23 protein-coding genes are annotated in these 26803 nt (G+C 67.6%); 12 read left to right on the plus strand and 11 right to left on the minus strand.

From position 1 onward, the window contains the following. Positions 1-148: 148 nt before the first annotated feature. The 3 genes from H4P35_RS10305 (at position 149) to H4P35_RS10315 (ending at position 4199) form a co-directional block, all read left to right on the plus strand. Complete coding sequence (locus H4P35_RS10305; protein ID WP_142049252.1) at positions 149-1522, plus strand: mechanosensitive ion channel family protein; 1374 nt, start codon at positions 149-151, stop codon at positions 1520-1522. A 103-nt stretch (positions 1523-1625) separates the two neighbouring features. Next, the gene (locus H4P35_RS10310; protein ID WP_226848918.1) at positions 1626-3692 is read left to right on the plus strand and encodes an NAD(+) synthase; all 2067 of its coding nucleotides are present in this window, start codon (positions 1626-1628) and stop codon (positions 3690-3692) included. A 168-nt stretch (positions 3693-3860) separates the two neighbouring features. Beyond that, positions 3861-4199, plus strand: coding sequence for a P-II family nitrogen regulator (locus H4P35_RS10315; RefSeq protein WP_006386376.1), 339 nt, complete (start codon positions 3861-3863; stop codon positions 4197-4199). A gap of 72 nt (positions 4200-4271) precedes the next feature. On the opposite strand, the gene gspF is transcribed toward H4P35_RS10315, so the two are convergent. Then, complete coding sequence (gene gspF, locus H4P35_RS10320) at positions 4272-5477, minus strand: type II secretion system inner membrane protein GspF (RefSeq protein ID WP_142049246.1); 1206 nt, start codon at positions 5475-5477, stop codon at positions 4272-4274. Between the two features lie 176 nt (positions 5478-5653). On the opposite strand from gspF, the gene gspD reads away from it, so the two are divergent. Beyond that, positions 5654-8035, plus strand: coding sequence for a type II secretion system secretin GspD (gene gspD, locus H4P35_RS10325; protein WP_226849458.1), 2382 nt, complete (start codon positions 5654-5656; stop codon positions 8033-8035). Continuing rightward, entirely contained in the window at positions 8032-9459 is a 1428-nt protein-coding gene (gene gspE / locus H4P35_RS10330) for a type II secretion system ATPase GspE (RefSeq protein ID WP_226848920.1), read from the plus strand. Before gspD ends, gspE begins: the two co-directional genes overlap by 4 nt. Positions 9460-9480: 21 nt before the next feature. Here the strand turns inward: gspE and gspN are convergent, their stop codons facing one another. The 9 genes from gspN to H4P35_RS10375 all read right to left on the minus strand — a co-directional run bounded on the left by gspN (position 9481) and on the right by H4P35_RS10375 (position 15263). Next, the gene (gspN, locus tag H4P35_RS10335) at positions 9481-10260 is read right to left on the minus strand and encodes a type II secretion system protein N (RefSeq protein WP_226848922.1); all 780 of its coding nucleotides are present in this window, start codon (positions 10258-10260) and stop codon (positions 9481-9483) included. Continuing rightward, positions 10260-10844 carry a type II secretion system protein GspM gene (gene gspM, locus H4P35_RS10340; RefSeq protein ID WP_226848924.1) on the minus strand — a complete coding sequence of 195 codons (585 nt, stop codon included), beginning with the start codon at positions 10842-10844 and terminating at the stop codon, positions 10260-10262. The genes gspN and gspM overlap by 1 nt, the downstream gene beginning before the upstream one ends. Beyond that, positions 10841-11833, minus strand: coding sequence for a GspL/Epsl periplasmic domain-containing protein (locus tag H4P35_RS10345; RefSeq protein WP_180100054.1), 993 nt, complete (start codon positions 11831-11833; stop codon positions 10841-10843). Before H4P35_RS10345 ends, gspM begins: the two co-directional genes overlap by 4 nt. Further along, positions 11830-12816 (minus strand): type II secretion system minor pseudopilin GspK, encoded by a 987-nt coding sequence (gspK, locus tag H4P35_RS10350; protein ID WP_226848926.1) that lies wholly within the window; start codon positions 12814-12816, stop codon positions 11830-11832. The genes H4P35_RS10345 and gspK overlap by 4 nt, the downstream gene beginning before the upstream one ends. Then, the gene (locus H4P35_RS10355; RefSeq protein ID WP_226848928.1) at positions 12813-13424 is read right to left on the minus strand and encodes a prepilin-type N-terminal cleavage/methylation domain-containing protein; all 612 of its coding nucleotides are present in this window, start codon (positions 13422-13424) and stop codon (positions 12813-12815) included. The genes gspK and H4P35_RS10355 overlap by 4 nt, the downstream gene beginning before the upstream one ends. Further along, entirely contained in the window at positions 13421-13855 is a 435-nt protein-coding gene (gene gspI / locus H4P35_RS10360; RefSeq protein WP_180100050.1) for a type II secretion system minor pseudopilin GspI, read from the minus strand. The genes H4P35_RS10355 and gspI overlap by 4 nt, the downstream gene beginning before the upstream one ends. Then, a complete protein-coding gene (gspH, locus tag H4P35_RS10365; protein ID WP_226848930.1) occupies positions 13842-14330 on the minus strand; it encodes a type II secretion system minor pseudopilin GspH in 489 nt (162 codons plus the stop codon). Before gspH ends, gspI begins: the two co-directional genes overlap by 14 nt. Continuing rightward, positions 14302-14730, minus strand: a complete 429-nt coding sequence (gene gspG / locus H4P35_RS10370; RefSeq protein WP_056316420.1) for a type II secretion system major pseudopilin GspG — start codon at positions 14728-14730, stop codon at positions 14302-14304. The genes gspH and gspG overlap by 29 nt, the downstream gene beginning before the upstream one ends. Positions 14731-14819: 89 nt before the next feature. Next, entirely contained in the window at positions 14820-15263 is a 444-nt protein-coding gene (locus tag H4P35_RS10375) for a general secretion pathway protein GspC (protein WP_142049230.1), read from the minus strand. A gap of 978 nt (positions 15264-16241) precedes the next feature. Here H4P35_RS10375 and H4P35_RS10380 point away from each other — a divergent pair. From H4P35_RS10380 to H4P35_RS10390, 3 genes are read left to right on the plus strand one after another with little or no spacing between them, the layout of a single operon-like run. Then, entirely contained in the window at positions 16242-18230 is a 1989-nt protein-coding gene (locus tag H4P35_RS10380) for an alkaline phosphatase family protein (protein WP_226848932.1), read from the plus strand. Positions 18231-18251: 21 nt separating this feature from the next. Beyond that, complete coding sequence (locus H4P35_RS10385) at positions 18252-18449, plus strand: hypothetical protein (protein WP_174245375.1); 198 nt, start codon at positions 18252-18254, stop codon at positions 18447-18449. A gap of 35 nt (positions 18450-18484) precedes the next feature. Further along, complete coding sequence (locus H4P35_RS10390; RefSeq protein ID WP_226848934.1) at positions 18485-20656, plus strand: phosphocholine-specific phospholipase C; 2172 nt, start codon at positions 18485-18487, stop codon at positions 20654-20656. Positions 20657-20659: 3 nt separating this feature from the next. On the opposite strand, the gene H4P35_RS10395 is transcribed toward H4P35_RS10390, so the two are convergent. Next, on the minus strand, positions 20660-21562 hold the full coding sequence (locus H4P35_RS10395) for a LysR substrate-binding domain-containing protein (RefSeq protein WP_226848936.1): 903 nt from the start codon (positions 21560-21562) through the stop codon (positions 20660-20662). Positions 21563-21654: 92 nt separating this feature from the next. Here H4P35_RS10395 and ggt point away from each other — a divergent pair, with 92 nt between their 5' ends. The 4 genes from ggt to H4P35_RS10415 all read left to right on the plus strand — a co-directional run bounded on the left by ggt (position 21655) and on the right by H4P35_RS10415 (position 26791). Then, positions 21655-23283 carry a gamma-glutamyltransferase gene (ggt, locus tag H4P35_RS10400; RefSeq protein ID WP_226848938.1) on the plus strand — a complete coding sequence of 543 codons (1629 nt, stop codon included), beginning with the start codon at positions 21655-21657 and terminating at the stop codon, positions 23281-23283. A 47-nt stretch (positions 23284-23330) separates the two neighbouring features. Next, positions 23331-24842 carry an ABC transporter substrate-binding protein gene (locus tag H4P35_RS10405; protein WP_062840869.1) on the plus strand — a complete coding sequence of 504 codons (1512 nt, stop codon included), beginning with the start codon at positions 23331-23333 and terminating at the stop codon, positions 24840-24842. Positions 24843-24971: 129 nt separating this feature from the next. Further along, complete coding sequence (locus tag H4P35_RS10410; RefSeq protein WP_056316436.1) at positions 24972-25916, plus strand: ABC transporter permease; 945 nt, start codon at positions 24972-24974, stop codon at positions 25914-25916. Then, positions 25913-26791: an ABC transporter permease gene (locus H4P35_RS10415; RefSeq protein WP_056316437.1), complete on the plus strand. Its 879-nt coding sequence runs from the start codon at positions 25913-25915 to the stop codon at positions 26789-26791. Before H4P35_RS10410 ends, H4P35_RS10415 begins: the two co-directional genes overlap by 4 nt. Positions 26792-26803: the final 12 nt, after the last annotated feature.

Raw genomic sequence — 26803 nt, forward strand, 5'->3', positions numbered from 1 at the left:
TATAGGGCCTTGCGCCACGCCGGGCGACGGCGGCCGTTATGCGGGGCCGGAACCCGCTAAGGGCGCGAGTTGTCGGATAATCCCGGTCAGTTCAAGACCCCGGTTTCACGACCCTGGTTTCAAGACCCTGTAAAGCGAGTACGGATCCATGCCCCTGGAATGGGAAGAGCTAGTCACCCAAATTGATACCCATATGCCCCGGGAGATCTGGGCGCAGACGCTGATCGGCATCGGCGCGCTCGTCCTGACCGCGCTGTTCGTGCAGTGGGTGGTCGCGCGGGTGGTCCTGCTGCTGGCGCACCGGCTGCTCGTGGTCAGCGGCCACGGCGATTGGGACAAGGCGCTGCAGCGCCGCCGCGCGTACCAGAACCTCTGGTACGCGGTGCCGTTTGCGGTGGTTTCCATGGGCATCGACCTGGTGCCCCATGCCGAGCGGGTGGTCACCATCGTGGGCCGGCTGGCGCACGCGGGCGCCTGGATCTGCGTGTTCATCGCGTTTTCGGGCGTGCTGAGCGCCTGGCAGGACACCTATTCGGCCACGACCCGCGCGCAGACCCGGTCCATCAAGGGCTACATCCAGATCGGCAAGCTGATCCTGATGGCGGTGTGCACCGTCCTGGTGCTTTCCATCCTGATCGACCGCTCGCCGCTCTGGATGATCTCCGGCCTGGGCGCGCTGTCGGCGGTGCTGCTGCTGGTGTTCAAGGACACGCTCCTGTCGCTGGTGGCCAGCACGCAGCTCACCAGCAACGACATGCTGCGAATCGGCGACTGGATCGAGATGCCGCAATGCAACGCGGATGGCTTCGTCAAGGACATTGCGCTGCATACCGTGAAGGTGCAGAACTGGGACAACACCGTTACCACGGTGCCAACCTACAAGCTGTTCTCGGAAAGCTACCGCAACTATCGGCACATGTTCGAATCCGGCGGCCGGCGCATCAAGCGCACCATTCGCATCGACGCGGCCAGCGTGCGCTTTCTGACCGACGACGAGGCGCAGCGGCTGATGAAGTTCCGGCTGCTGCACGACTATCTGCAAAGCAAGACGCAGGACATCGTTCAGGCCAACCAGACGCTGGGCGAACTGGCCAGCGTGCCGGCCAACCGGCGCCGTCTGACCAACATCGGCACGCTGCGCGCCTATGCGCTGGCCTACCTGAAGCAGAATCCGGAAATCCGCCAGGACATGGCGATGATGGTGCGCATGATGGAGCCCACCTCCGAGGGCATTCCGGTCGAGGTCTATTGCTTTACCGCCGTGACCGCGTGGGTGGAATACGAACGCATCCAGGGCGACGTGTTCGACCATCTGCTGGCGATCCTGCCCGAGCTGGGCCTGCGCCTGTACCAGCAGCCGTCCGGCGCCGACATCGGCGCCATGGGCGGATACCTGCGCGACAGCGCAATCCAGGCGGCGCTGTCGGCCGAGCGCGACCGGCAAGGATCCATGGACGGCAGTCCGGCGCTGCCGTTCGAGCGCGGCCTGACCGACGGCAAGATGCCGCGCCAGGCGGAATAGGGCCCGTGAGATAATCCGGCCGTTGATTCCCGGGCCTCCAGCCCCCCCCGGCGCACCCCTCCACGTCGCAATCTCCAGGCGAACCTCCCAGGCGAAATCCCCGATGTCGAATCCGTTCTTCAACCTGTATTCCCACGGCTTCGCCCGGGTCGCGGTCGGCGTGCCCGAGTGCCGGGTCGCCGATCCCGCGTTCAATGCCGCGCAGACCATCGCGCTGGCGCAGCAGGCTGCCCAAGGCGGCGCGGTGCTGGCGGCTTTCCCGGAACTGGGCCTGTCGGCCTACACCTGCGACGACCTCTTTCACCAGAAGGCCCTCTTGGACGCCTGCGAGGCGGCGCTGGCCCAGGTGGTCGAGGCGACCGCCGGCCTGGATATCGCCATCGTCGTGGGGGCGCCGCTGCGGGTGGCGCACCAGTTGTTCAACTGCGCGGTGGTGGCGGCCGGCGGGCGGGTGCTTGGCGTCGTGCCCAAGACGTATCTGCCGAATTACGGCGAGTTCTACGAAGCCCGCCAGTTCAGCGCGGCCGACTGCGCCATCGGCACGCAGATCGACCTGCTGGGCCAGACGGTGCCGTTCGGGTCCGAGCTGCTGTTCCAGATGGAAAAGCTGCCCCTGTTCCAGTTCCACGTTGAAATCTGCGAAGACGTCTGGGTGCCCATTCCCCCGTCGTCCTATGCCGCGCTGGCCGGCGCCACGGTGCTGGTCAACCTGTCGGCCTCCAATATCGTCATCGGCAAGTCCGCCTACCGTCACCAGCTCGTGTCGCAGCAGTCGGCGCGCTGCCTGTCGGCCTATATGTACACCTCGGCCGGCCGGGGCGAATCGTCGACGGACCTGGCCTGGGACGGGCAGGCGCTCATCTACGAAAACGGCGAGCTGCTGGCCGAATCCGAACGCTTCCTGAACCATTCCCACCTGCTGTTCTCGGACGTGGACCTGGAGCGCCTGTCGCGTGAACGCATGCGCCAGAGCACCTTCGGCCAGTCCGTGCGCCGCCACGCGGACGAGGTCCGCCGGTTCCGCCGCGTGGCGGTGCCGGTCAATCCGCCGCTGGAGGACACCGAACTCGCGCTGGAACGGCGCGTGGCGCGCTTTCCCTATGTGCCGGCCGACCCGCAGCGACGAGACGCGCGCTGCAAGGAGGTCTACAACATCCAGGTGCAGGCGCTGGCGCAGCGCTTGTCGGCCAGCGGCATGAAGAAGGTGGTCATCGGCATTTCGGGCGGGCTGGACTCCACGCATGCGCTGCTGGTGTGCGCCAAGGCCATGGACGCCCTGGACCTGCCGCGCTCGAACATCCTGGCGGTCACGATGCCGGGTTTTGCCACCAGCACCCGCACGCTGCAGCAGGCGCGCCGCCTGATGGCGGTGGTGGGCTGCACGGCTTCTGAAATCGACATCCGCCCCAGCTGCCTGCAGATGCTCAAGGACCTGGGCCATCCCTACGCCAATGGCGAGCCGGTCTATGACATCACCTTCGAGAACGTCCAGGCGGGCGAGCGCACCAACCACCTGTTCCGGCTGGCCAATTTCAGCAATGCCATCGTCATCGGCACGGGCGACCTGAGCGAGCTTGCACTGGGTTGGTGCACGTACGGCGTGGGCGACCATATGTCGCATTACAGCGTCAACGCCAGCGTGCCCAAGACGCTGATCACGCACCTGGTGCGCTGGGTGGCCGAATCGGGCAGGCTGGGCGACGAGGGCGCACAGGTGCTGCTGGACGTGCTGGGCACCGACGTCAGCCCCGAGCTGGTGCCGGGCGGCGCGGACGACAAGCCCGAGCAAAAGAGCGAGGCCTCGATCGGCCCTTACGAGCTGCAGGACTTCAACCTGTACTACACGCTGCGCTACGGCTTTGCGCCGACCAAGGTGGCCTTCCTGTCGTGGACGGCCTGGCGCGACCGCGAGGCGGGCGCGTGGCCCGAGGCCGGCCACGTCGTGCGCAACGAATACGATCTGGCCGCCATCAAACGCAACCTGAAGATCTTCCTGGACAAGTTCTTCCGGACCAGCCAGTTCAAGCGCACCTGCATTCCGAACGCGCCCAAGGTGGGTTCCGGCGGCTCGCTGTCGCCGCGCGGCGACTGGCGCGCGCCCAGCGACTCCGAGTCCGTGGTCTGGATGCGCGAGGCCGACAAGATTCCCGACGAAGCGCCCAAAAGCTGACGGCGGCGCCGCGCACCACATCGGGGCGGCGGCAGAAGATTCGCGGGCGCCGCTTGGCGACCGCGCGGTGTTATTCTCTGTCCATTGCGCCCGGCGCCCGCCTGTGTCACAAGACATCGGGCCGCGCGGCAGGGCGACGCACCACATCAAAAACCCAGGACGACCAACGTGAAACAAGTCACCGCCATCATCAAACCCTTCAAGCTCGACGAAGTCCGCGAGGCGCTGGCGGAAGTCGGCGTCAGCGGCCTGACGGTCACCGAAGTCAAGGGTTTCGGCCGCCAGAAGGGCCACACCGAACTCTATCGCGGCGCCGAATACGTGGTGGACTTCCTGCCCAAGATCCGCGTCGAAGTCGTGCTGCCCGACGACCAGGTCGAAGCCGCCATCGAAGCCGTCGTCAAGGCCGCCCGCACCGGCAAGATCGGCGACGGCAAGATCTTCGTGACGCCGGTCGAACAGGCCATCCGCATCCGCACCGGCGAGAGCGACGAAGAGGCGCTCTGATCCGCATCTTTCTCGGGCCGCGCCAACACGCGGCCTGTATTCCCCAGGCCTGCCGTCTGGCGGCCCGCGTTCCTACCTGATCAACTGGTTCATCTCCAGAATCGGCATCATCACCGCCAGCACGATCAAGAGGACGAATCCCCCCATCAGCAGTATCAGCGCCGGCTCCAGCAGGGCCGTCATCGCCATCGCGCGCCGCTCCAGGTCGCGCGACAGGTTTTGCGCGCCCCGGTCCAGCAGTTCGGGCAACCGCCCGGTCTTCTCGCCGCTGGCGATCAGGTGCACCAGCAGCGACGGAAAGACCTTTTGCGCGCCCAGTGATGACGACAGCGCCGCGCCCTCGCGCACGCGCGCCGCGGCCTCGTCGACCGCCAGGCGCAGCACGTCGTTGCTGAGCGTGCGCCGCGCGGCTTCCAGCGCGGTCAGAAGGGCCACGCCGCTGCCGCTCAGGATCGCGAGGGTGGACGCAAAGCGCGCGGCGTTCACGCCCAGCACGAAGCGGCCGGCCAGCGGCAGCCGCAGCACGCGCGCGTGCCAGGCCCGCCGCGCGGCCGGCGCGCGCAGCGTGTAGCGCCATAAGGCGATGGCCGCCACCACCGCAATGCCCGTGACCGCGCCCCATTCGCGCACGTAGTCCGACAGCCCCAGCATCACGCGCGTGAGCATCGGCAATTCCTGCTTGGCCTGGCTGAAGGCGGACACCACCTGCGGCACCACATAGCCCAGCAGGAAGATCACGATGACCACCGATACGCTGGCCACCACCGCCGGGTAAATGAAGGCCGTCATGACTTTGCTGCGCAAGGTGTTGCGTTCCTCGATGTAGTCGGCCAGCTTTTCCATCACCTGCGCCAGGTCGCCCGATTCCTCGCCCGCGCCGATCAGCGCGCGATAGATTTCGGGAAAGTCGCGTGGCCGCGAGGCCAGCGCCGCGGACAGGCGATGGCCGGCGCGCACATCGTCGCGCACGCCGCCCAGCGTGGCGGCAATGTGTTTTTTCTCGGCCTGTTCCAGCGTGGCACTGAGCGCCGCATCCAATGGCAGGCGAGCGGCCAGGAGGCTGGCGAGCTGGCGCGTCAGCCACGCCAGATCGGCGTCCGACAGACGCGCGCGCAGCGCCGCGCCCATGCCTTCGGCGCGCGCCGCCAGCGCGGTCGACAGGGGCAACAAACCGCGGCCGCGCAACTGGTTCCGGGCGCCGCGTTCGGAGTCGGCATCGATCGTGCCGCGCACGATTTTTCCGAGCGCGTCGGTGGCTTCATAGCGATAGGAAGGCATGGCTGTAATAAAGCGGAAGCACCTGCCGAAATCGCCAAGAGCCCCGAATTTAAAGGGTTTCCAGCCCGTCACCTTGCCTATGAAATATGACCGGGATGTTGCAGTCACACCCCGTATACTCCGACGCGCTTTCCCGTTTTTCCAAACGATTTCACGTCTCGGGCACCTATCTCGTCATGCGTCACATCGCGCAATTCAGCCTTGCATTCCTGCTTGCCGCAAGTCAACTCGGACCCGCCGCCGGCACGGCTCACGCACAACAGGCGGACAACCGCGTCAGCCTGAACTTCGTCGACACGGACATCCCCGCCGTGTTGCGCGCGCTGTCCCTGTTCACGCAGCGCAACTTCCTGGTGGACCCTCGCGTCAAGGGCAAGCTCACCCTGGTTTCGGATCGCCCCGTCGATAGCGCGCAGGCGCTGTCCATGCTGACCGGCGCATTGCGGCTGCAAGGGTTTGCCATCGTCGACGTGGACGGCGTGACGCGCGTCGTGCCCGAGGCCGATGCCAAGCTGCAAGGCAGCGCCGTTGTGGGCGGAGCGGGACCGGCAGGCGCCAAGCCTGCGGCTGGCGCGCCGGCCGCGGCGGGCAGGGCGCCCGTGCCCGTGTCGGCCTTTGCCAAAGGCGGGGGCAACAGCGGCGAAATGCTGACGCGGGTGTTCCCGCTGAAGTACGAGAACGCCGCGAACCTGGTGCCGGTGCTGCGCCCGATGGTGCCGCCGAACAACCCGATCAACGCGTACCCCGGCAACAACACGCTGGTCGTGACGGATTACGCGGACAACCTGGAGCGCATCGCCGCGGTCATCGCGCGCATCGACGTGCCCAGTTCGATGGACACGGACGTGGTGCCGGTGCAATCGGCCATTGCGACGGACATCGCCATCCTGGCCTCGCAGCTGCTCGACACGCAAAGCAGCGACCCCACGCAGCGCATCGCGGTCGTGGCGGATCCGCGCAGCAACAGCGTGCTGGTGCGTTCGGGCAGCCCGGCGCGCACGCGCCTGGCGCGCGAACTGATCCAGAAGCTGGACGCGCAGCAGAACCGCGCGGGCAATCTGCATGTGGTGTACATGCGCAACGCGCAGGCCACGCGCATCGCCGAGGTGCTGGGCGGGCTGCTGACGGGCCAGGCAAATTCGGCGCCGGGCGCGGCCCCGGGCGCCAGCAGCAGCACCGGCGGCGCGCAGGGCGGCGCGCGCGCGCAGAACACGGCCAGCAGCTCGGGGACGCAGGCAGGCATGGGCATGTCCAGCCAGTCGGGCTCGTCGCGCAGTGGCCTGTCGGGCGAACAGGAGCGCATCGCGCGCGAAGACAATTCGACGCAGGCGGTGTCGTATTCCGCGGGCGGCGCCACCATCCAGGCAGACCCCGCAACCAACTCGCTCATCATCTCCGCGCCCGAGCCGCTGTACCGCAGCCTGCGTGAAGTGATCGACCAGCTTGACCAGCGCCGCGCGCAGGTGCTGGTGGAAAGCCTGATCGTGGAAGTCAGCGAAGAGAAGGCCGCCGAATTCGGCATCCAGTGGATGACCGGCGCGGGCAACATCAACGGCAACGGCACCAGCTTCATTGGCGGCACGAACCTGGGCGGCAGCGGCATCACCGGCAACGGGCCGACCTCGATCGACGCGCTGGGCAGCGGCTTGAGCCTGGGCGTGGTCAAGGGCACGGTCGACGTGCTGGGCAACGAGGTCATCAACCTGGGCGTGCTGGCGCGCGCCATGCAGAACACGGGCGAGGCCAACATCCTGTCCACGCCCAACCTGCTGACGCTGGACAACCAGTCGGCCAGCATCCTGGTCGGTAAGACGGTGCCGTTCGTGACGGGCCAGTACGTGACCTCGGGCAGCAATGGCAGCTCCAATCCGTTTCAGACCATCGAACGCGAGGACGTGGGCCTGAAACTGAACATCCGGCCGCAGATTTCCGAAGGCGGCTCGGTCAAGCTGGACATCTACCAGGAAGTCAGCAGCATCGACGAAAGCCGCTCGAACGCCACCACCGGCATCGTCACCAACAAGCGCGCGATCGACACCAGCGTGCTGATCGACGACGGCCAGATCATCGTGCTGGGCGGCCTGCTGGAAGACAACGTGACGCTCACGTCCAACGCGGTGCCGGGATTGAGTTCGCTGCCGGTGATCGGGTCGCTGTTCCGCTACGACACGCGCAAGCGCACCAAAACCAACCTGATGGTGTTCCTGCGCCCGTACGTGGTGCGCGACGCCAACCGCAGCGCCAGCGTCACGATGGACCGCTACGACTACATGCGGCGCGCGCAGGGCGCGGTGCAGCCGCGCGACCACTGGGCGCTGCCGGACATGCAGGCGCCCATGCTGCCGCTGCCGGGCTCGGCGCCGTCGGTGTCGAACAACGCCTACGATCTGCGGCCCGATCAGCAGGCGGCCACGCTGCGCCGTCCGCCGCCGGCCACCGTCGAGACCTTTGCGGTGCGCCAGTATCCCGGCACGCCGCCCGCGCCCGCCCAGCAACCCATCCGCGCGCCGCGGCCCGTCATGATGACGGTGGCGGTGGACCCCGAGAAGCTGCTATGAGCGCGCACCCCTTACCGTACGCCTGGGCCCGCGCGCAGCGCGCGGTGCTGTCGCTGCGCGGGGGGCAGGCGCAGTTGACGGTCAGCCCGCGCACGCCAGAATGGGCCGTGCGCGAGATCCGGCGCTGCCACGGCGATATCGGCCTGACGCGAATCGACGACGAGGCTTTGGAGACGCTGCTGACCGCGGCCTACAGCCACTCGGAAGATGCGGCCTCGGTCATGGGCGTGGCGGAGAACGAGATCGACCTGGACCGGCTGATGCAGGACATGCCCGAGGTGGCGGACCTGCTTGAAGCGCAGGACGATGCGCCCGTGATCCGCATGATCAACGCGCTGTTCGCGCAGGCTGCGCGCGACGGCGCCAGCGATATCCATATCGAACCTTTCGAAACGCATTCCGTGGTGCGCTACCGCGTGGACGGCACGCTGCGCGATGTGGTGTCGCCGCGCAAGGCGTTGCACGCCGCGCTGATTTCGCGCATCAAGATCATGGCGCATCTGGACATCGCCGAGAAACGCCTGCCGCAGGATGGCCGGATCGCGCTGCGCGTGGGCGGGCGTCCCATCGACGTGCGCGTGTCCACGTTGCCGACCGGGCATGGCGAGCGCGCCGTGCTGCGCTTGCTGGACAAGGAGGCCGGCCGGCTGCAACTGGAAAAGCTCGGCATGAGCCCGGGCGTTCTGTCGCAGCTGGACCGTCTGATCCGCCAGCCGCACGGCATCGTCCTGGTGACCGGCCCGACCGGCAGCGGCAAGACCACCACGCTATATGCGGCGCTGAGCCGTCTGGACGCCTCCACCAGCAACATCCTGACGGTGGAAGATCCCATCGAATACGACCTGGCCGGCATCAGCCAGACGCAGGTCAACGCCAAGATCGACATGAGCTTTGCGCTCGCCCTGCGCGCCATCCTGCGCCAGGACCCGGACGTCATCATGATCGGCGAAATCCGCGACCTGGAAACCGCGCAGATCGCGGTGCAGGCCTCGCTGACCGGCCATTTGGTGCTGGCCACGTTGCACACCAACGATGCCGTGTCCGCCGTCACTCGCCTGACCGACATGGGCGTCGAACCCTTTCTGCTGGCGTCGTCGCTGCTGGGCGTGCTGGCGCAGCGGCTGGTGCGCAAGCTATGCCCGGCGTGCAAGTCGCCGGCGATGCTGGTCGGCGTGCAGGTCTTTCACCCCGTGGGCTGCGAGGCCTGCAACCACACCGGCTACAGCGGCCGCTCTGGCATCCACGAGCTCTTCACGGTGGACGACGAGGCCCGCCGCCTGATCCACGAAGGCCGCGACGAACGCGAACTGCGCCGCGCTGCGGCGGCCGCCGGCATGCGCAGCATGCGCGAGGACGGCCAGCGGTGGGTGGAAGCCGGGCAGACGTCGCCGGAAGAAATCCTGCGCGTGACGCGCGACGCATAGCAGTCGCGCCCGTCGCCGCCCCTATCGCCCGGATTTCCCCACGCTGAACGTCACCGTGTCGCCCGAGCGGCGGCCCAGGGTCGACAGCAGGCCGTCCAGCGCGGCGCGGTCGGCCTCATTTGCCGTTCGGGCGAACGTGGCTTCGCCCTGGAAGCTGATGCCTCGGGGGCCATTGCCTCGGGGGCCGTTGCCGCCCTGGCCCTTGACGTCGAGCAGGCCGCTTTCCGTGCTGAGGACCAGCGTCGCGCCGGTTTTACCGCCCTGCACGCGCAGCAAATAAGTCCCCACTGGCGAGATGGGCGAGAGCGCAGTCGCGGCGTTGCGCCAGCGCACGTCCACGGCCGGGCCGGGGGGAAGCGGGGCGCCCAGGCGCAAAGGCTGCCAGCTGATTTCCAGCATGCCTTGCGGCGACAACGTATTCCAAGGCGCGCCGAGCGCGGGCAGAACCGTCGCGGGCACGCGCAAGGACGACGCGGGCAGCGCCAGACCGCTCCACCCCGGGCGCGCGCGCAACGCGCCTTGCAGCCAGGGGTGCGAGATGTCGAGCGCCATCGTGTCCCAGCGCCATTGCCATTGCACCGGTTGCGGCAGCACGCGGCGCGCGCCTTCGGCGCCAAGGGCGATCCACGCGCTGCCGTGCCACAGCGTGCCGCTGGCGTCGGCCAACGTGACCGGCGCGTCGGCGGGCAAAAGCGCCAGCACCCATCGCGCAGGCAGTACGGCGGCACCCGCAGCTGCGGCGCACAACACGCCAGCCAGCCACAGGCCCGCCACGCGGCGTGAAGGAAGTTTCAGCGGCATCAGCGGCTCCCGGCCGCCTGCGGCGGCAGCAGCACGACCTTGCCGTTGACCAGGCCCGGCAGCGGCCGTCCGTTGGCGTTTGCGGCGCGCGTCAGGTCCACCTGCGAGATGGCCAGTCCCCAATCACGTCCCGCGCCGTCCAGCCAGCGCATCAGCGCCGATGACGGCGCCTGCGCCAACGACAGCGTGACGCCGCCCGCGTCGGCTTCGGCCAGCGTCCATTGTCCGGCGGGCAGGCCGGCGCGTTCCAGGTTGGCCGACAGTTCCTGCGTGCTGGGCATGGCCCCCGCGGGCACCGCGTTGCGCTGACGCAGGGCGGACGCTTGCGCCGTCAGGTCGGCGACGGTGGCGGCCTGCGTGCGCAGGCCTGGCAGCTCGGCGTGCAGTTTGCGCACGGTGTTCAGGGCGGGCTCGATCAGCGTCACAAAGCCAATCGCCGCGCCCAGAAGCAACGCCGCGCCGGCGACGAGGCGGCGTTCGCGCGGGGCCAACGCCTGGTAGCGCGCGCGGGTGCGCGCCAGCGCGGGGTCCACGGGTTTGCGGGCGGCCTGCCACGCGGCTTGAAGTCGATGTAGCGGTGTCATGGTTGGCTGCGCACGATGCGCCAGGTGTTGTCGGTGTCGCCGCGTTCCAGCTTCAGCCCCAGGGCGGCGGCTTGCTGGATCAGCGCCGGCGTTTCAGCGACGCGTTGCGCTTGCGGGCCGGCGTCCGCCAGTTGCAGCGTGAGCGCCTGGCCGGCATACGTCAGGTGAGCGACCTTGTCGGCGGCAAAGGGCAGCGCCTGCGCGGCGGCGCGGGCCAGCGGCAGGAAGTCGCCAGCGCTGGCGGCGCCGCGGTTGGCCTGCAACGCGTCCAGCCCCTGCTGCGCCTGGCGTGCGGGGTCCAGCACGACGGGCACGTTCGGAAATGCCGCCAGCACCTGGTCGTGCATGCCACGCCGCAAGGTGTCGGCTTCGCCGCGCAGTTGCGCGGCATACAGGTTCAAGCCAGCGATCCACACCACGGCCGCCAGCGCGCCCCAGCGCCACACCGGCCGCCAGCGTGACACGCTGACCGGCGCAAGATGCGGCATGGCCAGCGACCAGGCGGGCGAGGGCGCGTGCCAGCGAGGATCGGCAGGGTCGCGCAGCGGCGCATCGGTGGCTGGCGCCAGCGCTTGCGGGGCGATCAGCGCGCGCACGCGCAGGCCTTGCTCGCTCAGCAGGCTCCACGCGCGGCGCACCGGTTCGCGCGGGGACCAGGCCAGCGCAACGGACCCGTCTGCGGCGCGCGCGCCGTGACCGATGGCAAGGCCATCCAGGTCGCTCAGCACCAGCGGTTCCAGCGCGCCGCGCACGGCCGCCCCGAAGTGCGCGCGCGCCACGGCGGGAATCTGCACCGTGGCCGAAATGACGTCGGCCGGGTGCAGAACCGCTTCGCACGCGGCCTGGGGCCAGGCGTGCCCAAGGGCGCGTAGCGCCAGCTCGCCTTGCCGCACGCAGCGGCCGCGCCGGTCGAACCAGGCGTAGGGCAGCGGCGAATCGGCGCCAAATTCCTCCAGCGCCGGCAGGGCGATGCGCAGGGTGTTCTTCAAGGTGTTTCTCTCGTCCAGAGGGTTTCGGGAGCGGCCGGCGGGGCGCTGCGCATCAGCGCCTGCATGGAGACGCGCGCCCGTTCGTAGACCACGGTGCCGCTGGCCAGGAACCAGCTGCTATTGGTGGAGACGGCGGGTGCGGGCGTCTTCACGCCCGTGCCCGCCAGCCGGTTGGCGAAGTCGCCGGTGTTGTTGAACCAGTTGCCGCGGTCGCGCTCGCCCGCCAGGGCACGGGCCTGCGCAAGCGACAGCCCCGGCACCAGCGCGGCGATCACCTCCGCGGGCGCGGTGTTGACGTTGACCTGGGTGGCCGACGGCAGCAGCGTCATCGTGCGCCGCAACGCGTTTCGCATGGGCGGTTCAAGGTCCAGCAGCGCCGCGACTTCGTCCACGCCGCGCGGCAACGGCGCGCGCGCCAGCGGGCCGGGCTGCGCCGCGGTGTTGGGCGCGTCCGCCGCCAGCGCGGGCGGCTGCGCGGCCGCAACGATGTCCACGATGCGCGCGGCCAGCGTGTCGGGCAGTTCCAGCGTGCCGAGCAGGCGCCGCAGAATCTCTTCCTGCTCGGGCTGCGCCACGCCATTGCGCGCCAGGTTGTAGAGGTTGTACTTGCCCTGTTCGTCCTGGACCCCGCCCGAGAACACCGCCACGCGGTCGTCGCCGGGGCGCTCGATACGGGTGTCCAGCACCGGGGTCGCCCAAATCTGGTCGCCGCGGGTGGTGGGCTCGCGCCGGCCATGGTCGCGCACCACCAGCCGCGCCCAGTCGATGCCGCCCGCAAGCATCGCGCGCGCCTGCACGCGCGCCAGTTCGTTCTCCACGCGCCGCGTGCTGGCGGTCTGCCGCTGGAACAGGCTGGTCGTCAGCGCGGCCACGATCGCAACCACAATGAGCGCGCTGACGACCGCCGCGCCGCGTTGGCGGGTCCCGCCGCCTCTCCCATGACCGCTGCACGGGGCCTGTGTGTGAACAGCCCTGCGGCTCATGGCAGCTCCAGGATGCGCGAGTAGCGCCGCAGATCGCCCGGCACGCCACGATCAAAAACAATCTCCAGCCCGCTGGGCGCCGCCGCGAACGCCGCGTTCGCGTCCACCCAGCCCACGCCCGGCACCCAGGCGCGCAGCGCAAGGTTGCGCACGCCCGGCAAAAGCAGCACGCCGTCAACGGCCGCCGGCAGCGGACTGCGCGGCGCGGATGGGCCACTGGTGCGCCACAGTCCGTCGCTGCGGACCTGCCATTGAACACGCTGCCACAGGCCGTTGCCATCGGGATCGGGACGCAGGACTTCCAGCGTCTGCCCACCGGCGGCGCGCGGCAACAGCCGCAGGCCCGCCGTGAACGACACCGCGTCCAGACCCGGTGAATCGAACGCAGGGCCCGCGTACGACAGCTCCACATCGCGCGCCATCTGGCCCAGCGTGCGTACGATGGCGTCCGTGTCCTCTGCCTGCGCGGCGATAAGATCGCGCGCACCCGACACGCTGGCCAGGCCGCGCCAGGCCATCAGGCTTACAAGCGCCATCAGCGCCAAGGCGACCAGCACCTCGATCAGCGTGAAGCCGGCCTGGGATTGCGGTGGGCGGCGCACAGTCATCGCAGGCTGGACAGCAGTCCGTCGAGCTGCAGCAGGATCGCGCCATCGCGCGAAGACGCGGCGTCGTGGACCTTCACCGACACCTGCCGAAAACTGCGGTTCATCGAATTGGTAAAGACCAGTTCGCACTGCAGCGCCAGGCCGCCTTGCGGACACGGCACCGTCCGCGAGCCGGCGCGCGGCAGCGTCTGTTCCAGACGCAGCTGCGTAAGCGCGTTCTGCGCCGCCAGCAATGCCAGGGTCTTGTCCTGCAGCGCGCGGTTGTTCGCGGCCATGACGCCCGTGGCACGCAACGCCGCGCCCATCGCCACGGCGATGATCGCCAGCGCGACCAGCACTTCAATAAGCGTGAAACCGCGTTCGCGGTTGCGCGGACGCGGCAATGCCGCGCCATCGAGGGCGGCCTGGGCGAATTCGTCAGCGGATCTCATAGCGTCCCGCCGCATCGCGTTGCAGTGTCACGCGCACGTCTGCCGCGCTCAACGTCAACGTCACGGGCGCGGCGACCCATTCCGTATTGAAGATCAGCGGCCGGTCCGGATCCAGCCGCCATTGCACCGCCCTGGCCGACCAGGCCTGCGGACGCAACACCTCGTCCGTGTCGAGACGGTCGGGAGGCACCGGGATGTCGTCTTGCGCGGTAGGGCCCGCCGCGCGGCCGTTGCGCTCGAACGACCACCCCTGGCCGTTTGCCAGCCAGCGGATCGGGCGCCCGTCGCTGCGGGCCTCGCTCTGCGCCACGGTGAACGCGTCCGCCAGGCGCTCGGCGTCGGCGCGCAGACGATTGTCGCCGCGCCCGACCGACAGGCTCACCATGCTGGCCGCGATGGCCACGATCACCAGCACCACCAGCACTTCGACTAGCGTGAAACCGCGTTCAGAGTTCCCAGGAACCGATGTCGGCATCGCCGCTTTCTCCGCCGGGCTTGTTGTCGGCGCCGAACGAGAAGACATCGACGTCGCCTTTGACGCCGGGGCTCAGATATTGGTAGGGGTGTCCCCACGGATCGTTGGGCAGCTTGTCCAGGTAGCCACGCCAGTTGGCAACGCCCTCCGGCTTCTGCGCCAGCGCCCGCAGGCCCTGCGCCGTGGTCGGATAGCGGCCATTGTCCAGCCGGTACAGCTTGAGCGCCTGCATGATGCCCGCAATGTCCTGCCGGGCGGCCGCCTGACGCGCCTGATCCGGGCGATCGAGCACGCGCGGCACCACCAGCGCGGCCAGAATCCCCATGATCACAATCACCACCATGATCTCGATGAGGGTGAAGCCCTGCTGGCGGGCAAGCCCGCGCGGTAACTGACGCACTTTGCAACTCCGGTCTTTCAGTAGAAGCCCGGGATTGTGGACATGAAATATGACAGTAATGCGCACGCCGGCAGGTCACCCGCCGGCATTCACTTCAACCGCGTGATTCCGCCCGGCGCGTCCTGTGCGGCCGGCGCCGCCAGGCGGCTCGCGCGGCCCGACTGCTCGACCGTCACGGCGTCCGCCGCGATGTCGCGAAGCACGATGCCCGGCGCCACCTCAGCCCCCGCGCGCCAAGCCAGCGGCGGTCCGCCGTCCACGCTCAGCACGGCCGCACCGTCGGGCCCAGCCGCGATCACCCCCAGCACCGTGATCTGCGTGCGCATGGCTTCGTCCTTGCCGAACCACAGCGCGACCGGCGTATTGTCGGCCGCACGCGGCGCAGCGGCCGAGACCGCCGGGGGCAGGGGCCCGGGCTGTGGCGCAAACAGGATAGACGCCCACACGCCAAGCCCCGCGGCAAAAACCAGCACGGCAAGGACACGCAGCAAGGCGGGCGCGGAGGGCAGGGGCAGGCGCAGGGACAAAGGCATGGAATTCAGGCACGGACAACACGACCCGGCCGACTATAGCGGCGATTCATGACAGCAATGTTGGGTGTCTGACACCCATGGAAGTGAATGCCGGTCTGCCGCAATGTCTCATTGGGTGTCAGACACCTGGCACCGTCGTCTTTCCCCAAAAGAAATCAATACGGGGTGTCTGACACCCATGGAAGTGAATGCCGGTCTGCCGCAATGTCTCATTGGGTGTCAGACACCCGACACGATCATCTCCCCCCAAAGAATTCCGACCCAAACCCCGCCACACGCGAAGCGTCATCGCCACGCCGCAAGACACCGCGTAAGTCCCCGGAGGCCGCCCGCGCGGCCGAACGGGGACGGGCACCGCAAGCCGCTTCAACCCCGTGCAAGTCTCCAACAGAACGCCAAGCACACTGACCGTCCCGCCGGCCCGAAAACTTCAACTGCTCGAGTCCGGTGCGGTGGCGGCCCGGGGTGCGCGGGGCGTCGATAAGCCCGAGGGAATCTGAAGGGAGCCGAAGGCGGACGAAGATGACGACGGGGGGGGCCGCCTAGGCGAGTCCGGAGCGAAGGCTCCGGACCGCAATCGTGGCCCCGCGCGCCCCGGGCCGTCGCCGTGCCGGACGTCTCAAGAACTCAACCCCAGGCAAGCCAAAACGCAAAAAGCGAACAAGCCGTCAGGCAGCTCGGGGAGAAGCTCACCGGCATGTCGTGTCGAATTTCCGAGTGTCAAACACCCGCCATCACCACATTCCCAGCCGCCGAAAACCCACCCGCTCCCTTGCCTCGCAGGCAAACGAACCCACCGAACTGCACATCTGCATTGCCTCATCCGCAAAAGAATCCTGATTCAGCAATCAAGGTTTCTCGCCTTTGCTTCACGGGTCTTTCACGTTCGGTCGCCACCATGTCGGCCAGCGTAAGACCCCCTTCATGAAAAAGAGAAGAGAAGCAATGCAGACATTGAATTGGAGAAGATGGTGCGCCATGTTGCTGGCGACCAGCGTGTTGGCAGGCTGTGGCGGCGGCGACGATGACGACGACGTGCCCGTTGCCCCGCCTGAGCCGACCCAGCCGCCCGTGACAACGCCGGGCGAGGCGAGCGCCAGCAAGGTGCTGTTTGTCGGCGTGGACGGCCTGACGTATGACGCGCTGCGGCGCGGCGTGGCGGACAACACGCTGCCCAACTTGAGCCAGCTGACCGTCACCCGCGCCTGGACCGGCGGCGTGACCGGCACCGTGACCCAACAGCCCACGCTCACCGCACCTGGCTGGGCCACCTTGCTCACCGGGCAATGGGCCGACGTCCACGGCGTGCGCTCCAATGCACAGAGCCAGGGCATGAAAGCCCCCAGCCTGTTCCAACGCATCAAGACCGCACAGCCTGAAGCGCGCACCGCCGGCGCCTTCAACTCATCGTTGCTGGCCAGCCTTTTAAACATCGACCGCGACGCCGGCTACGTCCAGACGCTAACCGACTGCGCAGGCCAGGACGACTGCGTCGCCTCTCAAGCCCGCGACCGCATCGCCGAAGGCTACGACCTCGTCGTCGCGCAATTCGGCGCGCCCGAACGCGCCGCCGCCGAAAACGGCTTCGGCACCACCTACGACGCCGTCATCCGCCAGACCGACGCCGCCCTTGGCGTCCTGGCCAAACAGCTGGCCGACCGCCGCGCCGCGCATCCCAACGAAAACTGGCTCATGGTCGTCGCCACAAGCCACGGCCTGGACAAGACCGGCGGCAGCGACGGCCTGCCGTTCTCCTCCAACAAGACCATTCTGCTCGCCGCCAATCAGCCCGCGCTGCTCGGCGGCAGCGCCGACGACGCCTCGTTCGACGGCGTATGGGACACCAACTGGTACGCGCTGCCCAGCGCTGCCGACGTGGCGCCCACCGTCCTGTCGCACCTGGACGCCTTGCCCGAGGCCGCCGCCTACGACATGGCCGGCACCGCGCTCAGCGAGCCGCTGGCGCTGCGCCGCGTCGCCACCCGCACCTCCATGGACAACAAGAGCGTCACCGTCACCTGGGTCCGCGTTGGGGAACCCGCCGGCGACATCGTCGTCAGCCGCGATGGCAAGGAAGTCGCGCGCCTGCCCGGCACCGCCACCGAATACGTCGACACCGGCTTCACCTTCACGGCCGAGGGCGTGCATGAGGTGGCCTACAGCGTCTCCACCGGCCACGCGGTCAGCGCCGCGCGCGCCACGGTCGTCTACGTCAAGCCCGTGCCCCTCTTGGCCTCGCTGCGCACCGGCCTGACCATGTTCTTCCCCTTCGAGGGCGACGTGGCCGACAAGGCCGCCGGCGGCGGCGCGATCACGCCCTTCGACGGCACCCAGGCGCCCGCCTATGCCGACCCCGGCGTGTACGGCAAGAGCTTCCGGAACGAGCGCGGCTCGGCGGCCCTGGGCGCCTTCAAGCTGGACTATCCGGCGGGCCTTCTGGACAGCGTGCAGGCGTTCACCATCGGCTTCTGGTTCCAGTCCGACGGCACCGCCAATGACCGCTCGATCATCGGCAACAAGGACTACAACTCCGGCGGCAACCCTGGCATCACCATCGCCCAATGGGCAGGGCCCGAACTGCGCTTCAACATCGCCGGCGGCGGCAAGCGCGCGGACATCAACGGCGTGAAGTTCACGCCCAACAAGCCCGTCTACATCGCCATGACCATCGACAAGACGGCCCGCACCATGACCGCCTACCGCTACGACAGCGAACTGGGCTTTGTGCGCAGCGTGACCTCCACCGCCACGCCCGGCGTCAACTTGGCCCAGGTCGCCGGCATCTTCGGTCCGCACATCGGCCTGAACGAAGACGGCCGCGGCACCTACGGCATCTGCTGCGCCGGCACCAAGGGCCCGTACACGATGATTTTCGATGACCTGGCGTTCTGGTCGCGGGCGTTGACCGAGGAAGAAGTGAAGTCCCTCGCCCTGTCCGGCAAGTCCGTCCACGAACTGTTTCCCTGATGTCCCAAGGATAAATAACCCATGAGCAAGTCCATGATTTTGCGCGGTTTCCTGCGCGCCGGCGCGGTGCTGATGCTGACCGCCACCCTGGCCGCCTGCGGTGGCGACGATGGCGGCGACGACGACGCCGCCACGCCCGGCAATCCCGGTACGCCCACCCAGCCCGAAACGCCCACCACGCCGCCGCCGGCCAAGCCCGAACTGCGTTGCGCGCCCTGAGCCGCGCCTATTCCAGACACATAGGAAAATCCTCCGTGAAGTCCGATAAAGACACGATCCACGCCGGCAAGCGCCGGTTCCTGCGCAACGCCGCTGCCTCCACGGCGGGCCTCACCGCGCTGTCGATGTTCCCGCCCGCGATCCGCCGCGCGCTCGCCATTCCCGCCAATAACCGCACCGGCACCATCAATGACGTCGAGCACGTGGTCATCCTGATGCAGGAGAACCGTTCGTTCGACATGTACTTCGGCACGTTCAAGGGCGTGCGTGGGTTTGGCGACCGCATCACCATCCCGCTGCCGCAGGACCGCTCGGTCTGGGAACAGACCAACGGCACGCGCGTCGTCATGCCGTACCACCTGGACAGCACGCAGGGCAACGCCCAGCGCGTGGCCGGCACGCCCCACGACTACGTGGATGCGCAGATGGCCTGGGACGGCGGCCGCATGTATCAATGGCCTCGCTACAAGCAGAACCAGTCGATGGGCTACTACCGCCAGAAGGAAGTCGAGTTCCAGTTCGCGCTGGCCGATGCCTTCACCCTGTGCGACGCCTACCACTGTTCCACCCACGGTGGCACCAACACCAACCGCCTCTTTCACTGGACCGGCACCAACGATCCGCTGGCGCAGGGCAACGGCCCGTCGACCCGCAACCAGTGGGACAGCCTGGGCGCCTCGAACATCGGCTGGACCTGGAAGACGTATCCGGAGCGCCTGCAGGAAAACGGTGTGACGTGGAAGGTCTACCAGAACCTGCCCGAGAACTTCGGCGACAACCCGCTGGCCGGCTTTCAGCAGTACCGCCGCGCCAACGAACTGGCGGGCAACGGCAGCAACGGCGCGCCTTATCCGGCCTGGACGCCCAGCATGGACGCGGCCAATCCGCTCTACAAGGGCACCGCCAACACGATGCCGGACGGCGGCTTCCTGCAGGCGCTGCGCGACGACGCGATGAACGGCACGCTGCCGCAGGTGTCGTGGATCGTGGCGCCGGCAACTTATTCCGAACACCCCGGCCCCTCCAGTCCCGTGCAGGGCGCCTGGTACATCCAGGAAACGCTGGACGCGCTGACCGCCAATCCGGACGTCTGGAGCAAGACCGTCCTGCTCATCAACTTCGACGAGAACGACGGCTACTTCGACCACGTGCCGCCGCCCGCCGCGCCCTCGTTGAATACCGATGGCTCGATGGCCGGCGCCTCCACGGTCAACACCGACCTGGAGCGCCACACGCACGCGTCCGCCCAGGACGCCGCCGACAACCGCGTCTACGGCCCCGGCCCCCGCGTGCCCATGTACGTCGTGTCGCCCTGGAGCCGCGGCGGCTGGGTCAATTCCCAGGCCTTCGACCACACCTCCGTGCTGCAATTTCTGGAAGCCCGCTTCGGCGTGAAGGAAGAGAACATCAGCCCGTGGCGCCGCGCCGTGCTGGGCGACCTGACCTCGGCCTTCAACTTCGCCACGCCCAACGACGAAAAACTGCCCGACCTGAACATCCTGACCCGCAGCGGATCGGACCAGGAACGCGCCGCGCAGGAAGCGCTGACCGCCGTGCCGCTGCCCGATCCCTCCACGCAGGCCAAGGGCGTGCAGGCGCCCGGCGTGCGTTATTCGCGTGCGTTGCCATACGAACTGCATACCAGCGGCCGCAGCCAGCCGGGCACCGGCAACATGTGGCTGGTGTTTTCGAACACCGGCAAGCAGGCCGCGGTGTTCCATGTGTATGACCGCCTGCATCTGGACCGCCTGCCGCGCCGCTACACCGTGGAACCGGGCAAGCAGCTCGAAGGCAGCTGGGACACGGCGGCCGACGGCGGCAAATACGACCTGTGGGTCCTGGGCCCCAACGGCTGGCACCGCCATTTCGCCGGCGACGTGGCGCATGACCGCACGGCGCAGCAGGATGCCGAGATCCGCGTCTGCTACGACATCGCCAATGGCGACGTCTACGTCAGCTTCATCAACGCCGGCAAGACCCCGTGCACCTTTGAAGTCACGCCCAATGCGTATTACGCCAACCACGAGCGCTGGACCTTCACGGTCGCAGCCGGCGCGCAGGTCGAGCAGCATTGGGCGCTGGCGGGCAGCCACGCGTGGTACGACTTCACGGTGCGGCTGGCCGAGGATCCGTCGTGGCTGCGCCGCTTTGCCGGCCGCGTCGAAACCGGCAAGGCGTCCGTGACCGATCCGGCCATGGCGATGTAAACGTCACGCGGCGGTCTGCGGTTCGCGTGCGCGGAAGGCCTGCGCGCACGCCTCGCAGATCGCTGCCGTGATGCCCTGGCGGGCGTGTTCGCGGCGTTCCAGCATCCCGATGGAGCGCGACAGCGGCCCCAGGTCGTCGGGCAGGTGAAAGATCCGCAACTCCGGACTATGCTGCCAGTTCGCGCCGTTGATCAGCGGCAGCAGCGTCACGCCGACTTCCTGGCGCACCAGTTCCACCAGCGTCTCGATCGCGTTCAGTTCCAGGAAGTCATTGACCGGCACCGCCATCCGGCGCAGCAGCCGGTCGATCTGCAGCCCGGTGCGTTGGGTGCGGTCAAAGCGCAGGAACGGATTGCCCGCCAGCACCTCGCGGGCGTCCTTGCCGGCCGCCGAGCGCGGGGCGATCACCACCATCTGTTCTTCATAGAGTGCGGTCCAGCGCGTGCTGGCCATCTTGCGCCCGGCTTCCACCAGGAATGCCGCATCCAGCTCGCCGTCCTCGACCTTGCCCGCCAGCTCGCTGGCCTTGCCCGACAGGATGCGCACGTCCAGCTTGGGGTGGGCCTTTTTCAATCCCGAGATGACCTTCGATAGCGTCCCCATGCAGGACACGATGCTGCCCACCGACACGGACCCGGCCAATTCGCCGGGCGCGGTGTTCGGCCGCCGCAGTCTGTCGTATAAATCAAGCAAGTGCTTGATTTCAGGAAGCAATTCGCGCCCGGCCGCGTTCAGGATGACCAGGCGCCCGCTGCGGTCGAAAAGTTCTCGCCCCAGCTCGGCTTCCAGCGAGCGCATCTGAAAGCTGACGGCCGCCTGCGTCAGGGCCACCTGCTCGGCCGCTTCCGAGAAGGAACCGTGGTGCGCGACAGCCAGAAACGTGCGCATGAACCGGATCGTACTCATAAAAAATTCTTTTATGACGGAACAAAAAATCAAATTGATTTAATTAAAGCACGAGAGTAACTTCGCCCGCTTAACCTTATGAGACCCGCCACATGAAAACCTTCGACTGGGCCAACCCGTATCCTTCCGTCCGCATTCCGCTGTTTGCCCGCAACGTGGTTTCCACGTCGCACCCGCTGGCTGCCCAGGCGGGGCTGCGCATGCTGCTCAAGGGCGGCAACGCCGTGGACGCCGCCATCGCGGCCGCGGCCACGATCGTCCTGGTCGAACCGGTTTCCTGCGGCCTGGGCGGCGACTGCTTTGCCATCGTCTGGGACGGCAAGGAGCTGCACGGCCTGAACTCGTCGGGCGTCGCGCCCGCCGCCTGGAACACCGAATACTTCAAGCGCAAGTACGGCACCGACGCCAATGGCCTGGCCATCCAGCCCAAGCGCGGCTGGGACGCGGTCACGGTTCCCGGCGTGGTGGCCGGCTGGGCCGCGTTGCATGAAAAGCTGGGCAAGCTGCCGTTCGAACAACTGTTCGAACCCGCCATCGAGATCGCCGAACGCGGCTACGCCGTGCCGCCCGTCGTGGCGCACAAGTGGGCCGCCGCTGCCGAAGAATTGAAGTCGCAGCCCGGCTACGCCCAGGCCTTCCTGCCCGAAGGCCGCGCGCCCAAGGTCGGTGAGCACTTCCGTTTCTCCGACGCCGCCAACACGCTGCGCCGCATCGCCGAATCCAAGGGCCGCGACTTCTACGAAGGCGAACTGGCCGAGCGCATCGCCGCCTTCAGCAAGGAATGCGGCGGCGCGATGACGCTGGAAGACCTGCGCGGCTACCGTCCGGAATGGGTCAAGCCCATCTCCAAGTCCTATCGCGGCTACGAGCTGCACGAAATCCCGCCGAACGGGCAGGGCATTGCCGCGCTGATCGCGCTGGGCATCGTCGAACGCTTCGACATGGCCGACTTTCCCGTGGATTCGGTGCAGTCGCAGCACATCCAGATCGAAGCCATGAAGCTGGCCTTCGCCGACCTCTACAAGTACGTCGCCGACCCCCGCGCCATGCAGGTCACGCCCGAGCAGATGCTGTCGGACGCCTACCTGGACAGCCGCGCCAAGCTGATCCGCCTGGACCAGGCCACCCACTTCGAGGCCGGCCGTCCGCACGCAGGCGGCACCATCTACCTGACCGCCGCCGACGAAAACGGCATGATGATCTCGTTCATCCAGTCCAACTACATGGGCTTCGGGTCGGGCGTGGTCGTGCCGGGCACGGGCATCAGCATGCAGAACCGCGGCGTGGGCTTCTCGATGGATCCCAAGTCGGCCAACGTGGTCGAAGGCGGTAAGCGCCCGTTCCACACCATCATCCCGGGTTTCCTCACGCGCGGCGGCAAGCCGGTCATGAGCTTTGGCGTCATGGGCGGCGACATGCAGCCCCAGGGCCACATGCAGACCGTGGTCCGCATGATCGACTACCACCAGAACCCGCAGGCCGCATGCTGCGCCCCGCGCTGGAAGGTCAACCGCGACTTCACGCTCGACATCGAGACCAATATGAAGGCTTCTACGATTGCGGGACTGAAGGACCTGGGGCATGCTTTGAAATCCGTTGACGATCCGTACATGGATTTCGGCGCCGGCCAATTCATCTGGCGCATGTCCGAAAACGACAACGAACTGGGTTACGTCGCCGCCAGCGACAGCCGTCGTGACGGCCAGGCGGTGGGCTTCTAAAGCGCTTCCTTAAACCGGCAAATGCAGCAACAAGGGGAATAAACACAATGAAACGCTTGACCATGACCTTCGGCGCCAGCCTGCTGGCGCTGGCCGCCGGCGCCGCCAGCGCCCAGAACATCCGCATCGGCCTGCAGGAAGATCCCGATGTCCTGGATCCGCACCGCGCCCGCACCTACGTGGGCCGCATCGTGTTCACGTCGCTGTGCGACAAGCTGGTGGACATCGATCCCAAACTGCACTTCGTGCCGCAACTGGCCACCTCGTGGTCGTTCAGCGACGACAACAAGGTGCTGACCTTCAAGCTGCGCGACGACGCGTCGTTCCACGACGGCACCAAGTTCGACGCGGCCGCGGCCAAGGCCAACCTGGAACGCGCCATGAGCCTGCCGGACAGCCTGCGCAAGGGCGAGCTCCGTTCGGTCGCCAAGGTCGACGCGCCCGACGCCACCACGCTGGTGCTCACTCTGAAGGAACCGGACGCCACGCTGCTCGCGCAGCTGTCCGACCGCGCCGGCATGATGCTGTCGCCCAAGACCTTCTCGGACGACGTCGCCGCCGTGGGCCGCAAGCCCATCTGCTCGGGTCCGTACAAGTTCGTCGAACGCATCCAGAACGACCGCATCGTTCTCGAAAAATTCGACCAGTACTACGGCGCCAAGGACTACGCGTTCAAGCGCCTGACGTTCCTGCCCATCCCGGACACCACCGTGCGCCTGTCCAACCTGCGCGCCGGCGACCTGGACATGCTTGAGCGCCTGAATCCGTCCGACGCCCCGCAGGTCAAGACCGACGCCAACCTGACGTTCGCACCGGTCGCGGGGCTGGGCTTCCAGCAGTTCATGTTCAACGTGGGCAACGGCAAGCGCGCCGAAGACAACCCCTTCAAGAACAAGCTGGTGCGCCAGGCGTTCCAGTACGCCATCGACCGCAACGCCATCAATGAAGTGGCCGGCGGCGGCATCTTTGAACCGGCCCAGCAGCCGTTCCCGCCCGCCAGCCCCTATCACAGCGACAAGTTCCCCGTCACCCAGCGCGACGTGGCCAAGTCCAAGAGCCTGCTCAAGCAGGCGGGCTTTGACCGCGTGAAGGCCGAGCTGGTGTTTGGCAACAACACCACCACCTCGTCCATCGCCGAAATCGTCCAGGCGATGGCCGCCGAGGCGGGCTTTGACCTGTCGCTGCGCCCGACCGAATACGCGGCGCTGCAAAAGGAAGCCTCGGGCGGCAACTTCCAGATCGTGATGCTGGGCTGGTCCGGCCGGGTCGATCCCGACGGCAACATCCACGCCTTCGTCACCTGCAAGGGCGCGCTGAACGACGGCCACTACTGCAACCCTGAAGTCGACAAGCTGCTCAACCAGGCGCGCACGGTGCCGGACGAGGCCAAGCGCAAGGCCATCTACGACCAGGCGCAGACCATCATCCAGGACGAACTGCCCGGCGTGTACAACTACTACCAGCCGTGGCCCTTCGTCATGAGCAAGAAGGTCCAGGGTTTCACTCCCTACCCGGACGGTATGATCCGGCTCAAGGGCGTGACGTTCGCGCAGAAGTAATGTTGGGGCGGCAATCGACCGCCGCACCCGCCGGACGCGCCTTGCGCGTCCGGTTGTCGTTTGCGGCGGACGCGCATCGTCCCTTGTCCGGCCGGCGCCGTCCGTCGTTCCTGTCTTACGGTTTTCCTCATGCTTAAACTCATCTTGCGCCGCGTGATCGTCGCGATCCCGACACTGATATTGGTGTCGATGATCGTGTTCATGCTGCAGAAAATCCTGCCCGGCGATCCGGTGCTGACCCTGGCCGGCGAAGAGCGCGACCCGGCCGTGCTGGACTACCTGCGCGACAAATACCGCCTGAACGACCCGTTGCCGATGCAGTACGCGGCCTGGGCCGGGCAGGTGCTGCAAGGCGACCTGGGCAAGTCCCTGCGCACCGACGTGCCCGTCACGACGCTGATCGCGCAAAAGCTGCCCGTCACTCTGCAACTGGCCGCCATGGCGATGTTCTTTGCGCTTTTGGTGGGCATTCCCATGGGCATCATCGCCGCGGTGCGCAAGGGCAAGCCCGTCGAGATGGGCGCCAACATCGCGGCGCTATCCGGCATGTCCATTCCCAATTTCTGGCTGGGCATCATCCTCATCATGGTGGTGTCGGTGCAGTGGAAGCTGCTGCCGGCCTCGGGCTACGTGTCGCCGTCCGAGGACTTCTGGCTGTCCATCAAGACCATGCTGATGCCGTCGCTGGTGCTGTCCACCGCGATTGCCGCATACCTGATGCGCCACACCCGGTCGTCCATGCTGGAGGCGCTGTCCGCGGATTACGTGCGCACCGCCCGCGCCAAGGGCGTGTCGCCGCGCAGCGTGGTGCTGCGCCACGCGCTGCGCAATGCGCTCATGCCGATCGTCACGCTGGTCACGCTGCTGTTTGGCGAACTGCTGGCCGGCGCCGTGCTGACCGAACAGGTCTTCACGATCCCGGGCTTCGGCAAGCTGGTGGTCGACGCGGTGTTCACCCGCGACTACGCGGTGGTGCAGGGCGTGGTGCTCTGCGTGGCGGTGGGCTTCATCCTGATGAACCTGCTGGCCGACATCCTGTACATCCTGGTCAATCCCCGCCTGAGGCACTCATGAGCGCAATTCCTGCAACGGCCGCAGCCGTCACGCCGCCCCGCAGCCGCAATCGCGCGTGGGCCAAGTTCAAACGCAACCGCATCGCGATGCTCGGCCTGGGCATCGTGCTGTTCTTCGTGCTGGTGGCCATCCTGGCCCCGTTCATCGTCAGCCAGGATCCCCTGCAAACCAGCTTCACCACCATCCGCAAGGCGCCGTCGGCGGCGCATTGGCTGGGCACGGACGAGCTGGGCCGGGACATCTACAGCCGCATGGTCTACGGCGCGCGCGCCTCGCTGATGGCGGGCCTGGTGTCGGTGTTGATCGCGCTGGTCGTGGGCGTGCCCTTTGGCCTGGCCGCGGGCTACTTCGGCGGCTGGACGGACAGCGTCATCTCGCGCGCCACCGAGGCGCTCTTGGCCATTCCCTTCCTGATCCTGGCCATTGCGCTGGCCGCCTTCCTGGGGCCCAGCCTGACGAACGCAATGATCGCCATCGGTGTATCGGCGGCGCCCAAGTTCATCCGGTTGACCCGGGGGCAGGTCTTGGCGGTCAAGAACGAGGACTACGTGCAGAGCGCCCGCGCGCTGGGCGCTTCCGACCTGCGCATCATCGGCCGCCACGTGTTTCCCAACGTCATGCCGCCGCTGATCGTACAGGCCACGATCACCATCGCCACGGCCATCATCGCCGAGGCCAGCCTGTCCTTCCTGGGCCTGGGCCTGCAACCGCCGACGCCGTCGTGGGGCTCGATGCTGAACACGGCCAAGAACTTCATGACCCAGGCGCCCTGGATGTCGATCTTCCCCGGATCGGCCATTTTCCTGGTGGTGCTGGGCTTCAATCTGCTGGGTGACGGGCTGCGCGACGCGCTCGATCCGCGTCAGGAAAAGTAATCGATATGGCAA

Source organism: Achromobacter sp. 77 (assembly GCF_020541125.1).
In the GTDB taxonomy this organism is placed as follows: Bacteria; Pseudomonadota; Gammaproteobacteria; order Burkholderiales; family Burkholderiaceae_B; genus Achromobacter; species Achromobacter mucicolens.

What these genes read in the sequence shown, in the direction of transcription:
- H4P35_RS10305 (WP_142049252.1), top strand. Translation starts at nt 149, where the DNA reads ATGCCCCTGGAATGGGAAGAGCTAGTCACCCAAATTGATACCCATATG.
- H4P35_RS10310 (WP_226848918.1), top strand. Translation starts at nt 1,626, where the DNA reads ATGTCGAATCCGTTCTTCAACCTGTATTCCCACGGCTTCGCCCGGGTC.
- gspF (WP_142049246.1), bottom strand. Translation starts at nt 5,477, where the DNA reads ATGCCTTCCTATCGCTATGAAGCCACCGACGCGCTCGGAAAAATCGTG.
- gspD (WP_226849458.1), top strand. Translation starts at nt 5,654, where the DNA reads ATGCGTCACATCGCGCAATTCAGCCTTGCATTCCTGCTTGCCGCAAGT.
- gspE (WP_226848920.1), top strand. Translation starts at nt 8,032, where the DNA reads ATGAGCGCGCACCCCTTACCGTACGCCTGGGCCCGCGCGCAGCGCGCG.
- gspN (WP_226848922.1), bottom strand. Translation starts at nt 10,260, where the DNA reads ATGCCGCTGAAACTTCCTTCACGCCGCGTGGCGGGCCTGTGGCTGGCT.
- gspM (WP_226848924.1), bottom strand. Translation starts at nt 10,844, where the DNA reads ATGACACCGCTACATCGACTTCAAGCCGCGTGGCAGGCCGCCCGCAAA.
- gspK (WP_226848926.1), bottom strand. Translation starts at nt 12,816, where the DNA reads ATGAGCCGCAGGGCTGTTCACACACAGGCCCCGTGCAGCGGTCATGGG.
- H4P35_RS10355 (WP_226848928.1), bottom strand. Translation starts at nt 13,424, where the DNA reads ATGACTGTGCGCCGCCCACCGCAATCCCAGGCCGGCTTCACGCTGATC.
- gspI (WP_180100050.1), bottom strand. Translation starts at nt 13,855, where the DNA reads ATGAGATCCGCTGACGAATTCGCCCAGGCCGCCCTCGATGGCGCGGCA.
- gspH (WP_226848930.1), bottom strand. Translation starts at nt 14,330, where the DNA reads ATGCCGACATCGGTTCCTGGGAACTCTGAACGCGGTTTCACGCTAGTC.
- H4P35_RS10375 (WP_142049230.1), bottom strand. Translation starts at nt 15,263, where the DNA reads ATGCCTTTGTCCCTGCGCCTGCCCCTGCCCTCCGCGCCCGCCTTGCTG.
- H4P35_RS10380 (WP_226848932.1), top strand. Translation starts at nt 16,242, where the DNA reads ATGTTGCTGGCGACCAGCGTGTTGGCAGGCTGTGGCGGCGGCGACGAT.
- H4P35_RS10385 (WP_174245375.1), top strand. Translation starts at nt 18,252, where the DNA reads ATGAGCAAGTCCATGATTTTGCGCGGTTTCCTGCGCGCCGGCGCGGTG.
- H4P35_RS10395 (WP_226848936.1), bottom strand. Translation starts at nt 21,562, where the DNA reads ATGAGTACGATCCGGTTCATGCGCACGTTTCTGGCTGTCGCGCACCAC.
- ggt (WP_226848938.1), top strand. Translation starts at nt 21,655, where the DNA reads ATGAAAACCTTCGACTGGGCCAACCCGTATCCTTCCGTCCGCATTCCG.
- H4P35_RS10405 (WP_062840869.1), top strand. Translation starts at nt 23,331, where the DNA reads ATGAAACGCTTGACCATGACCTTCGGCGCCAGCCTGCTGGCGCTGGCC.
- H4P35_RS10410 (WP_056316436.1), top strand. Translation starts at nt 24,972, where the DNA reads ATGCTTAAACTCATCTTGCGCCGCGTGATCGTCGCGATCCCGACACTG.
- H4P35_RS10415 (WP_056316437.1), top strand. Translation starts at nt 25,913, where the DNA reads ATGAGCGCAATTCCTGCAACGGCCGCAGCCGTCACGCCGCCCCGCAGC.